This window comes from Neobacillus sp. MER 74 (assembly GCF_023714155.1).
In genome coordinates this window covers 217,443-229,389 of sequence record NZ_JAMAUV010000005.1, presented here as the reverse complement: position 1 = coordinate 229,389, position 11,947 = coordinate 217,443, and the positions used below count along the sequence as shown (strand labels likewise).

The 11,947-nt window shown below is 41.2% G+C and carries 9 protein-coding genes; 7 read left to right on the top strand and 2 right to left on the bottom strand.

The window, feature by feature from the left end:
* Positions 1–44 precede the first annotated feature (44 nt).
* Positions 45–1,256: an MFS transporter gene (locus tag M3610_RS11650; RefSeq protein ID WP_251459322.1), complete on the top strand. Its 1,212-nt coding sequence runs from the start codon at positions 45–47 to the stop codon at positions 1,254–1,256.
* Between the two features lie 80 nt (positions 1,257–1,336).
* Here M3610_RS11650 and M3610_RS11645 read toward each other — a convergent pair whose 3' ends face one another.
* Positions 1,337–1,543, bottom strand: a complete 207-nt coding sequence (locus M3610_RS11645) for a zinc ribbon domain-containing protein (protein WP_251459320.1) — start codon at positions 1,541–1,543, stop codon at positions 1,337–1,339.
* A 473-nt stretch (positions 1,544–2,016) separates the two neighbouring features.
* On the opposite strand from M3610_RS11645, the gene M3610_RS11640 reads away from it, so the two are divergent.
* The 4 genes from M3610_RS11640 (at position 2,017) to recQ (ending at position 8,530) form a co-directional block, all read left to right on the top strand.
* Entirely contained in the window at positions 2,017–3,162 is a 1,146-nt protein-coding gene (locus M3610_RS11640; RefSeq protein WP_251459312.1) for an acyl-CoA dehydrogenase family protein, read from the top strand.
* A gap of 14 nt (positions 3,163–3,176) precedes the next feature.
* Complete coding sequence (locus M3610_RS11635) at positions 3,177–4,334, top strand: thiolase family protein (protein ID WP_251459310.1); 1,158 nt, start codon at positions 3,177–3,179, stop codon at positions 4,332–4,334.
* A gap of 201 nt (positions 4,335–4,535) precedes the next feature.
* The gene (locus M3610_RS11630) at positions 4,536–6,110 is read left to right on the top strand and encodes a fatty acid--CoA ligase (RefSeq protein ID WP_251459308.1); all 1,575 of its coding nucleotides are present in this window, start codon (positions 4,536–4,538) and stop codon (positions 6,108–6,110) included.
* 287 nt (positions 6,111–6,397) lie between these two features.
* Positions 6,398–8,530: a DNA helicase RecQ gene (gene recQ / locus M3610_RS11625; protein WP_251459306.1), complete on the top strand. Its 2,133-nt coding sequence runs from the start codon at positions 6,398–6,400 to the stop codon at positions 8,528–8,530.
* A gap of 201 nt (positions 8,531–8,731) precedes the next feature.
* Here recQ and M3610_RS11620 read toward each other — a convergent pair whose 3' ends face one another.
* Positions 8,732–9,532 (bottom strand): formate/nitrite transporter family protein, encoded by an 801-nt coding sequence (locus M3610_RS11620; RefSeq protein ID WP_251459304.1) that lies wholly within the window; start codon positions 9,530–9,532, stop codon positions 8,732–8,734.
* A 214-nt stretch (positions 9,533–9,746) separates the two neighbouring features.
* Between M3610_RS11620 and yfkAB the strand changes: the two genes are divergently transcribed.
* Together yfkAB and M3610_RS11610 are read left to right on the top strand one after the other, a co-directional pair.
* Positions 9,747–10,859: a radical SAM/CxCxxxxC motif protein YfkAB gene (gene yfkAB / locus M3610_RS11615; RefSeq protein WP_251459302.1), complete on the top strand. Its 1,113-nt coding sequence runs from the start codon at positions 9,747–9,749 to the stop codon at positions 10,857–10,859.
* Positions 10,860–10,997: 138 nt separating this feature from the next.
* Positions 10,998–11,912, top strand: coding sequence for a ketopantoate reductase family protein (locus M3610_RS11610; protein ID WP_251459300.1), 915 nt, complete (start codon positions 10,998–11,000; stop codon positions 11,910–11,912).
* Positions 11,913–11,947: the final 35 nt, after the last annotated feature.

Sequence of the window (11,947 nt, the reverse complement as noted above, 5' to 3'; positions counted from 1 at the left end):
ATAATTATGTGAAGTAACTTGTTGGGACGAAGGGAGGGGACGGTTTGAAAGAGCGTTTGTGGACGAAGTCGTTTATCATGCTCATGGTGGGAAATCTTTTTGTATTTTTGTCATTTCAAATGCTCATTCCTACTCTGCCGCCATATATAAAATCAATAGGGGCTTCAGGGCTAGAGATTGGCTTAGTGACAGGATTATTTTCAATTGGCGCGGTGATCAGCCGGCCATTTATCGGCTTTTTGCTTGAATATAAGCCAAGAAAGTCGCTTGTTATAATAGGAGCCTTGATGCTCTTCCTGGTCACAATTCTTTATCCTATTTCACAGATTGTTGTGGTTTTTCTGTTATTCCGCTTCTTCCATGGTCTTGCATGGGGGTGGTCAACAACAGTTAATGGAACCGCAGCGGTAGATGCAATCCCCAATTCGCGGCTGGGGGAAGGGATGGGTTACTTCGGGCTCTCCATGACCATTGCATACATTATTGCTCCTAGTCTAGGAATCTTCATTTACAATCTGACTACTTTTGGAAATCTTATTTTTATATCGGCGATATTAGGGGCTGTTTCAATTATCCTGCTTACAGCTGTACGCTATCAAACTCCTCAAGCAGTGATAAATACACGTAAAGAAGATTTGAAGTTTTCATATATCGGTTCTTCAGTTGAAAAATCAAGCTTGTTTCCAGCCTTTATCACCATTATTATCAATTTAGGGTATGGTTCAGTTGTGACTTTTATTGTTATTTTTGGTGTAGAGCGAGGCATTGAACAAATCTTTTTGTTTTATATTTTCAACGCGATATTGGCAACATTGGGAAGACCATTTGCCGGAAGATGGTTTGATGAAAAGGGTCCCATCGGTCTTGTTTTGTTCTGTACTTTCTCTACGTTTGTTGGGATGTGGGTCCTTTCATTTGCCCATTCCAACTTGCTTATTGCCATCTCGGGTGCCTTATTTGGTTTAGGTTTTGGCTGCTTGATACCTACACTGCAATCTTGGGCATTACTCATGACCCCATCTCATCGACGAGGTGTGGCGAACGGGATGATTTTCTCATCCATTGATTTGGGCTTGGGTTTAAGCGGGATTATTTTTGGTGTGACAGCCCAATTTGTTAGTACAGCATCCATTTTTCGGATTGCGAGTCTTTTTCTCCTAGCGGCCATCGTCTTAGTTATATTCATGGAAAGAAAGAAGCAATCTGGCTTACGAGAGGACGTTGTGGCAAAGAAAAAGGTCAGGACCTCATTTTAATGAGGACTGACCTTTTATTATTTTTATAGATTCTCTTTTCTTCTAAATAAAGAATTCCAATCGGAATCCCCTTTCATTCATCACCCTCCAAAGAATAGGTCAATGATATTTGAAGCGGTGGATGTTTTTTTATTATAAAACTCAGAGTATCCGCATTTTTTGCAGAAAACAACCGTGAATGTGTTATGTTGAAGGTCAAACATTTTGGATAGACCCGTTCCAGTCATGGCTACATCTTTCGTTCCTGTATCTCTACTTCCACATTTAATACAGCCCTTTTCATTCATAATCTCACTCCTCCAATATTTCCCTCTTTTTATTTACGATTAAACGGACTAAAAGATTCCATAAAAAATAGATATTGTTGAAATATTCAAAAATATCTCTCGCTTTTGTTACAATAATGATATGAAAAAAAGGGGGGACGATATGGTCCAATTTAATGTGTTGATAACGCCAGTCGACTGCATGGTTACCGAGGATACGACACTATCTGAAGCTGTCCATTTAGCAACAAGAAGTGGAGCCTGCTGCCAGTTGTAGACGCGAGTGGTTTTCTAGAGATTAATGGCATTAAATATATGGTCCATCGAATACCTATCATAGAGGATGGAAAAGTCATAGGAGCGATTACGTCTAATAAAGCGTAATTGTGTAAAAAAGTCTAAGTTTACGTAAAAATATAGTAATTTCCTCAAAAAACCGAAGTACTTTTTATAAAAATGTAAACGCTATCAATCGGAAAGAGAGGTATTTTTAAATGAAACATCCCTACTTAAATGAAGATCATGAAATATTTCGTAAGTCATTGCGAAAGTTTTTGGACAAAGAAGCATATCCCTTGTATGAGAAGTGGGAGGAGGACCGGATGATTCCGCGCTCTTTCTGGAAGAAGATGGGCGAACAGGGGTTTCTTTGCCCCGATATCGATGAAAAGTACGGCGGCAGTGAGGTCGACTGGGGATTTGCGGTGGTCATTAATGAAGAGCTGGAACGGGTTGGATCAGGGTTAGTTGGAATAGGACTCCATAATGATATTGTCGTCCCCTACATTACTTCTTATGGGACAGAAGAACAAAAGCAGCGCTGGCTCCCGAAATGTGTGACAGGTGAAATCATTACCGCGATTGCCATGACGGAACCAGGCACAGGCTCTGATCTAGCAAACATCAAAACAACGGCCAAACTTGACGGTGACCATTATATTGTGAATGGCCAAAAGACGTTCATTACCAATGGAATCCAATCTGATCTCATTGTTGTCGCCGTTAAAACGGACCTAAAAGCAGTGCCAATGCATAAAGGGGTTAGTCTCCTCGTCATTGAAAGAGGTGCACCCGGATTTTCACGAGGGAGAAAGTTAAACAAAGTCGGCCTCCATTCCCAGGATACAGCGGAATTAATCTTTGAAGATTGCCGTGTCCCGAAGGAAAACCTTCTCGGAGAGGAAGGCAAAGGCTTTCTTTATTTAATGGAAAAACTCCAACAGGAAAGACTCCTTGTCGCGATTGGAGCGCAAACGGCGTCGGAAGTAATGCTGAAAATGACGATTGACTATGTAAAAAGCAGGGAAGCGTTTGGAAAACCGGTCAGCCAATTCCAAAACACCCAATTTAAAATTGTGGAAATGGCTACAGAAATTGAAATGGGCAGAGCCTTTTTGGATCAGTTAATAGCTGAGCATATTGCAGGGAAAAACGTTGTTACCAAAGTCTCAATGGCTAAATGGAAACTAACCGACATCGCAAAAAGAGTTGCCGCAGAATGCATGCAGCTTCATGGCGGTTATGGATATATGGAAGAATACGAGATTGCGAGAAGATTCCGTGATATACCCGTTTCTAGCATTTACGCTGGAACTAACGAAATAATGAAAACCATCATTGCCAAAAATCTAGGATTATAGAGAGGGAGATTAAGATGCGTGAAGTAGTAATTGTGGAAGGTGTCCGTACACCAGTTGGAAGAAGAAATGGCGTCCTAAAAGATATCCGTCCGGATGATTTGTCAGGGTTGACATTAAAGGAACTAGTTAATCGAGCGGGGATCGACCCAGCGCTTGTAGATGATGTCATTTGGGGATGTGTGACCCAAGCGGGCGAGCAAGCAGGTGACATTGCCAGAGTGGCTGCGTTAATCGCCGGCTTCCCAATTGAAGTCCCGGGAACAACCATTGACCGTCAATGTGGCTCAAGTCAACAGGCCGTACATTTTGCTGCACAAGCAATCTTGGCCGGTGATATGGACGTGGTCATAGCCGGGGGTGTGGAAAGCATGTCGCGTGTTCCAATGGGTTCCAACTACAAAGGGGCTGAGGAGCCTTTTAGTCCTAATTTAAGGTCGAAGTATGAAATGATCCATCAAGGACTATCAGCCGAGCGGATATCAGAAAAATATGGGTTTACTCGTGAGGTACTTGATCAATTTTCCCTCAAAAGCCATCAAAAAGCACTAAAGGCACAGAAAGAGGGGTACTTTTCAAGGGAGATTTTCCCGATTGAGGTAAAGCTTCCAGATGGGACCTCCACCGTTATCAAGGATGATTCTGGTCCGAGAAAAGGAACATCTTTAGAGGCGTTGGCTGGACTTCGTACCTCTTTTAAAGAAGATGGCGTGATTCATGCAGGTAATTCAAGCCAAATAAGTGACGGGGCAGCGGCGGTACTGCTCATGTCCCGTGAGAAAGCAGACGAACTTGGATTGAAACCGCGCTTTCGTGTTCACACACGCGTGGTGGTCGGTTCAGATCCCACTTTGATGCTGACAGGACCGATTCCAGCTACACAAAAGGCACTAGAAAAGTCCGGCTTATCCATTGATGATATTGATGTGTTTGAAGTTAATGAAGCTTTCGCCCCTGTTCCACTTGCTTGGCTGACAGAGACAGGTGCAGACCCTGTGAAACTAAATCCCAATGGCGGTGCGATAGCCCTCGGACATCCATTAGGAGGTAGCGGTGCACGTCTAATGGTGACGATGATGCATGAATTGGAGCGAACTGGCGGGCGCTACGGATTGCAAACTATGTGTGAAGGTCATGGGATGGCCAATGCCACGATTATTGAGCGTTTAGTTTAAGCTTTATGCAGATTCGCTGATAGAACAGGGGAACTCGCCGATTGGAGAGGAAAATTCGCTGATTGACCAGCAAAATTCGCCGATTGACCAGCAAAATTCGCCGATAGACCAGTAAAATTCGCTGATTCACTAGCAAAATTCGCTGATAGACCAGTAAAATAGCTGAAAAACCAAAATAAATTCGGTAACGGAGGCAATTCAATGACGACAACGATTGGTAAAATCTTTGATTTGACGGTGAAAAAGTATCCGAATAAACAAGCTATTTACGATGTTAGGAAAAATGTCCGCTATACGTATAGGGAATGGAGCGAGCAGGTGAATCGACTCGCGAATGCCCTCTTAAAAGAAGGGGTGCAAAAAGGCGACCGTGTCTCTACCTTCATGTTTAATACCGAAGAATTAGGGACAGCTTTTTTCGCTTGTGCAAAAATCGGTGCTATCTTCAATCCGATTAATTTCCGCTTACCGTCAGAAGAAGTTGCCTATATTCTTTCAGATGCTACTCCAAAGGCCGTTATTTTTGAAAAGGCCTTAGAGCCTGTCTTATCAGCGATTGCCAATCGCTTTGAGAAAACCTCCTTTTGGTTTATAGATGAACAAGCACCAACGTACGCACAAAGCTACCAGGAAAAACTGGCAGCTGCTTCCACTGAGAACATTCATGCGGAAGTGAAAGAAACCGATCTTTATGCCTTTATTTATACGAGCGGGACAACGGGAAGGCCAAAAGGAGTCATGCATACCCACCGTAATATGGTCGACCAAAGTGTATTCTGTATTGCATCATGCAAACTTAGAGCAGAAGATGTAGGTCTTGTTACTGCACCGATGTTCCACTGTGCTGAACTACATTGTGCCTTTCTGCCAAGGATTCATGCAGGAGCAAGCAATGTCATTCTGCATCAATTCAACCCAAAAGCAATCCTCCCATTAATTGAAAGAGAAAAAATCACAAAATTCTTTGCAGCACCAACCATGTGGAATATGCTCCTTCAAGAGGACCTAAGTCAGTATGACCTGTCCAGTCTCCAGCTTGGATTATATGGTGCCGCACCCATGGCACCAGCACTTGTTCATGCGCTCCATGACAATCTAGGAATCTCATTGATTCAAGCCTATGGAATGACTGAAATGGGCCCCGCTATCACCTTCCTATCGGAGACTGATCAACTGAGGAAAGCAGGTTCAGCAGGGCAAGCAGCCTTAAGCCATGACATTCGGGTAGTTCGAACAAGAGAAGACGGTCCATCCGATCCTGATGATGTTGTACCAGTCGGTGAAACCGGTGAGATTATTGTGCAAGGACCATGTATGATGGCGGGGTATTTTAACAGGGAAGAGGCGACGGAGAAAGCATTGTATAAAGGATGGTACCATTCCGGAGATATCGGTTTTCTTGATGACGAAGGGTATCTTTATGTCAATGACCGTGTCGATGACATGATTATAAGCGGCGGTGAAAATATATATCCAAGGGAAGTGGAGGACGTTTTACATGCCCACACTGGTGTCCTGGATGTGGCAATTGTTGGCCAGCCGAATGACCGCTGGGGCGAGACGGTTACGGCGTTTGTTGTCAAAAAAGATCCAAAGGTCACGGAGCAGGAACTGGATGAATACTGCAAAAATTCAGACCAGCTCGCGAATTACAAACGTCCGCGAAAATATGTATTTTGTGAGGCGTTGCCGCGAAATGCCAGTGGTAAGATAATGAAATTTGTTTTAAGAAAACAATTGGAGGAGCTTTATACTCCAGGCACTACACATTCGTAAAAGAGGGTCCTTACTAGAGCAGGAATCCATTGCCTCACCGCCGCAAAAGACCGAACATAACGAAGAAATTTTGAATAATACCTTGATTTAAAAAGGGTAGACTGCCAAGGGGAATTTTGGCAGTCTTTCTTGTTAATAGTGGTAATAGTCAATACAATATAAAAATAGTAATGTATAATACTGGTATAAATGTACTTAAGCGTTATTTTTATGGATAATTGCTTTTTGAAAATCGGAAAGCTAGCAGTATAATAGAGTTAGATTAATAAATGAAAGGAGGAACAAGTTTGTTTGAAAAAGCACTGCCCTTACTAGAGTCCCACTTCGGTTATAGCTCCTTTAGGACAGGCCAAGAGCAGGCCATTCGGTCCGTTTTATCTGGCAATAATACAATTACTGTCATGCCAACCGGTGGTGGGAAATCCATTTGTTATCAGATTCCTGCACTTGTTTTACCGGGTACCACGATTGTTATTTCCCCACTAATTTCTTTAATGAAGGACCAGGTAGATGCCCTCATTCAAGTTGGTATTCCCGCGACATTTATCAATAGCTCTTTAAGTTACGGAGAAGCAAATAAGCGCATGCAAGAAGCCGTTCAAGGAAGATACAAGCTATTATATCTCGCACCTGAACGATTGGAATCACATGATTTCCTTGAAGACCTATACAGCATGGATATACCATTGGTTGCAGTGGACGAGGCCCACTGTATCTCGCAATGGGGCCATGATTTCCGTCCAAGCTACCGCCATATTCAAGAGTTAATTAATAGCCTTCCACAAAGACCCATAGTATTAGCTCTTACTGCTACAGCCACACCAAAGGTTCGAGAAGATATTTGCGATTTATTAGGCATTAATGAAGAGAATACGATTATTACAGGATTTGAGCGGGAAAATTTATCTTTTACGGTTATTAAGGGTCAAGATCGGGATAAGTTTATTAAAGACTATCTAAAAAGGAATGATAAAGAAGCAGGCATTATCTATGCAGCCACCCGCAAGAATGTCGATCAACTCTATGAACGACTTATAAAAGCGAATGTAAAAGCTGCACGTTATCATGCTGGGATGGGTGATGTGGAGCGGAACCGGGAGCAGGAGCGTTTCTTAGCAGATGATGCAACGGTGATGGTTGCAACCTCTGCATTTGGTATGGGGATCGACAAATCCAATATCCGCTATGTGATCCACTTCCAGCAGCCCAAAAACATGGAGAGTTATTATCAAGAAGCAGGCCGTGCCGGCAGGGATGGATTGAAGAGCGAATGTATTCTTCTCCATTCCTCACAAGATGTGCAAATACAACGTTTTTTGATTGATCAGTCCAGTGATCGAAGCCGAATGACTCAAGAATTAGAAAAACTTCAGCTAATGGTTGATTATTGCCATACAGAAAACTGCCTGCAGGAATTTATTTTAAAGTACTTTGGTGAAACAGAGACAGAGCCTTGCGGCAGATGCGGAAACTGCCTAGATACTAGGACAAGCATCGATGTAACGAAGGAAGCACAAATGGTGATGTCCTGCGTGATTCGTATGGGGCAGCGTTTTGGAAAGACAATCACGGCCCAAGTGTTAACGGGGTCGAAAAATAAAAAGGTAACAGAGATGAATTTCGACAGGCTGCCAACCTATGGAATCATGAAGGATAGAAGCTCAAAGGATGTCAGTGACTTCATTGAATTTTTGATATCACAGGAGTTAATAGCAATCGAACAAGGGCAATTTCCAACCTTGTTCGTCTCACCAAAAGGAAAAGATATCCTCTTAGGTAAGCAGCAGGTCCATCGCCGCGAAACTGTTCAAGTGAAACAGGTAGCCAAAGATGACCCATTATTTGAGGTATTAAGAGAGGTACGGAAGCAAATTGCGGAAACTGAGAAAGTACCGCCGTTCGTGATTTTTTCTGATGCTTCCTTAAAGGATATGTGTGCGAGGCTGCCAAAAACGACGGAAGAATTTTTACAGGTGAGCGGCGTAGGGGAACTGAAGTTAAAAAAATATGGTCTAGAATTTATTCAAGCGATCAGGTCCTTCTCCGAAACCAATTCAGACTATCAGAGTGAATTGGCACATGTTGAAAAAGCCCCAAAGAAACCTGCCAAGAAAACTGGGGTAACTGATTCGCATTTGGAAACATTAAAACTGCATCAGGAAAATTTATCAATTGAGGAGATTGCCGAGAAGCGTGAGTTAGCGGTAAGCACGGTAGAAAATCATCTGCTTCAAAGTGCACAACATGGTTTAGAGGTTGATTTTACGAAGTATATACCTCCCGAATATATGCCGCTTTTGGAAAAGGCATTGGCAGAAGCCGGCCGAGAACGCTTAAAACCGATCAAGGACCTGCTTCCAGAGGAAGTAAGTTATTTTATGATTAAAGCCTACGTATATTTTATTAGCAAAAAGAAATAAGAAAAGGCACACATCAATGAATTTCACCTGATGTGTGCTTTTTAAATATGCTTAAGATGTACTTATTAAGATGATGATTACAATTATTTTTATTTTTAGAATATTCATAATAGTTGTCGATTACTCTCTGATCTTGTTGATATTTCCCCGGGAATTTGTCGATATCCCTCTTAAAATAAAGCGAACAGGGCTTATTGAAGCTTAGCTGCCCTGTTCTTTGTCGTAATCATCTAAAAATGGCTTGTTTGCATAATAGTACATCATGGCCATAAAAACAGCGCCTCCAATCATATTTCCAATCGTGACAGGTACTAAATTGTGGATGACACCGCCCCAAGAAATAGTTCCAGGATGATTTAAAACTAAGGCAATTGCAAATGTACACATATTAGCGATGCTGTGTTCATATCCGGAAATAAAGAAACAAAAGACAAACAGCATCATCGTAAACATCTTCGGTCCATCCCCCTTCAAGCCCATAGGCAGAAAGAAGGCCATACAGACAAGCCAATTACAGAGAATGGCCCGAAAAAATAACTCCGTCGTTGGGACCTGCATTTTTATCTCGACAACATGAAGTAAAAAGCCGTTAACTTCTGAACTTTCATAAAGTCCTGTTGTAAAAATAATGAAAGCAAACACGGCAGCTCCAAGAATATTTCCTCCGTAACTGCAAACCCAAAGCTTAAAGACATCTGTCCAGTTCATCTTCTTACGAAGCGCGGCATAGGTGTAATAAAAGGTATTTCCTGTAAACAAATCTCCACCGCCATAGGCAATTAAAATGATCGCCGCCCCAAAGGTTAGTGCTGCCATCGGATAAGCGAGAGGGTTATCAACAATATAGAAGAAGTTTCCTGTTTTAAAGGCTACAATGACACCAAAACCAATAAACATACTTGCAAGCATCGCACGTAAAATATAGCGAAGTATGCTTTGCCGAAAGATTTTCATCTTTTTAAGGGCAAGTTTCTCTGCTTCTCCTAAAGGCTGCATTTCCATATTGATATTCCCACCAATCCGATTAAATAATATCCCTTTATTTTTTATCGAAAAGGGGGGAGTTATGTATTTATAGGGAAATTTTTCATCAAACAAGCTTAGAATAATTATATTTTTTTATTCATAAACTTTTGTAATGGTTGAAAATAGCAAAAACATCCGGAAATCAGCTATAATAGAGAGGTTTTTTGAAGACTGATTTTAAGGAGATATTATGTCGACATTGAAAAAAATTACCCCTTCATATGATCCATGGGAAGCCTATTTAGATATCGAGCAATACGGTAAGCCTCAGCTTACCAATATCGAATTTACCACCACAACGCTTTGTAATATGCGCTGTGAGCATTGTGCTGTGGGCTATACACTTCAAACAAAGGATCCACAGGCACTTCCTCTTGAACTATTAATTCAAAGGTTAGATGAAATCCCAACTTTACGCTCGCTTAGTATTACCGGAGGAGAACCAATGCTGTCCTTATCCTCTGTTAAAAATTATGTGGTACCGATTTTAAAATATGCTCATGAGCGCGGCGTTCGGACCCAGATTAATTCTAATTTGACCCTGGAACTAGACCGTTATGAATTAATTGTTCCGTATTTAGATGTTTTACATATCTCACATAACTGGGGGACGGTGGATGATTTTGTTGAGGGTGGTTTTGCCCGAATGGAACGGAAGCCAGAATACGAACAACGGGAAAAATATTTTAAAAGAATGATAGAAAATAGCCGAGAGCTGGTAAAAGCAGGGGTAATGGTTTCTGCAGAAACCATGCTAAACAAGCGCACACTACCTTACTTAGAGAAAATCCATCGTCAGATTGTCGATGAAATGCTTTGTCAGCGACATGAAATTCATCCTATGTACCCTAGTGATTTTGCTAGCAATCTTGAAACCCTATCACTAAGTGAAATTCGAGAAGCAATACATCACTTACTGGATGTAAGAGATGAGAAGGTCTGGATGTTGTTTGGGACGCTTCCATTTTATGCTTGCAGCGATATTCAAGAGGATCAAGCGCTTTTACAACGTTTGTATAAAAGTAAAAATGTTACCGTCAGAAATGATCCGGATGGCCGTTCGCGATTGAATGTGAATATTTTTAACGGTGATATTATTGTGACAGATTTCGGTGATACCCCGCCATTAGGCAATATCCAAACTACCAATCTATTAAATGCTTATCAAGTATGGCAAGAATCCTCTTTAGCCAAGGAATTAAGTTGTCATTGCCCAGCGGTCAAATGTCTTGGTCCCAATATTTTGGTGAAGAATAGTTATTATCAAGAGGTAGACTTCACAATTCAAAAAAATAAAATATAAGAAACTAAAAAAGGAATTGTAAAGTCATTTGCCTTTACGGTTCTTTTTTTTCATTGATAAATCTATTAAAAGTAATTTTATTCCATTAAAATTTCCCTTATACTAAATTTATTGATATTTGCATTTGGGGGGATTTTCATGAAAATTTTAGTAGTTGGTGCTGGTGCAGTAGGAGGGTATTTTGGTGGAAGGCTATTAGAAAAGGGTGAGGATGTTACGTTTCTAGTTCGAGAAGGAAGAAAGAAGCAACTAGAAGAAATGGGACTTGTAATTGAAAGCATTCATGGTAACGTAACCCTTCAGCCGAAAACAATTACAACAGGTGAAGTAGCCGGACCCTTTGATGTCATCCTGCTTTCAACAAAAGCCTATCATTTGGAGGGAGCGATAGATAGTTTCCGTCAATACGTTGGCAGTGAAACACTCATACTGCCATTGTTAAATGGAATTGTTCATTTTAATAAATTAGCAGAAGAGTTTGGTGAAGAGAAAATCATTGGTGGTTTGTGTTTTATTGAATCCACATTGGACCGTGATGGACGTGTTATTCAGTCAAGTCAAGCACATAGGTTATTGTATGGTGAACGATCTGGAGAAAGATCCGAGCGAATATTAAAAATAGAAGATTGCTTTTCTGGAACGAAAGCAGACATTAGGTTAAGCGTTAATATTAATCAAGAGCTATGGCATAAATATTTATTTATCTCGACGATGTCGGGAATTACGACATTAATGAGAGCGCCAATTGGTCCTATTCGGGATAATGAAAATGGACGTACTGTCATTTCCCAGCTGCTAAAAGAGTTAGTGTCTATCATGAAAAGAATAAATGCGCCAATTGCTGATGAAATTGAAACCATTCAATTGAAACAGATTGACAATTTGGGCTATCAAATGAAATCTTCCATGCAGAGAGACATGGAAAAAAACCTCTTGGTTGAGGCCGATCATTTGCAAGGACATTTACTAGAAATTGCTCGTAACAAAGGAATTGTTGTTCCTGTATTAGAAGCAATCTATGCTAATTTAAAAGTTTATGAGCGCATGTTGTAACAAAAAAGGCCCCTTATACGGGCCTTTTGTAGCTA

Excerpts from the sequence above, each read along its gene's own strand:
- yfkAB (WP_251459302.1), top strand. The coding sequence starts at position 9,747 with ATGTCGACATTGAAAAAAATTACCCCTTCATATGATCCATGGGAAGCC.
- M3610_RS11645 (WP_251459320.1), bottom strand. The coding sequence starts at position 1,543 with ATGAATGAAAAGGGCTGTATTAAATGTGGAAGTAGAGATACAGGAACG.
- M3610_RS11630 (WP_251459308.1), top strand. The coding sequence starts at position 4,536 with ATGACGACAACGATTGGTAAAATCTTTGATTTGACGGTGAAAAAGTAT.
- M3610_RS11635 (WP_251459310.1), top strand. The coding sequence starts at position 3,177 with ATGCGTGAAGTAGTAATTGTGGAAGGTGTCCGTACACCAGTTGGAAGA.
- M3610_RS11610 (WP_251459300.1), top strand. The coding sequence starts at position 10,998 with ATGAAAATTTTAGTAGTTGGTGCTGGTGCAGTAGGAGGGTATTTTGGT.
- M3610_RS11640 (WP_251459312.1), top strand. The coding sequence starts at position 2,017 with ATGAAACATCCCTACTTAAATGAAGATCATGAAATATTTCGTAAGTCA.
- M3610_RS11620 (WP_251459304.1), bottom strand. The coding sequence starts at position 9,532 with ATGGAAATGCAGCCTTTAGGAGAAGCAGAGAAACTTGCCCTTAAAAAG.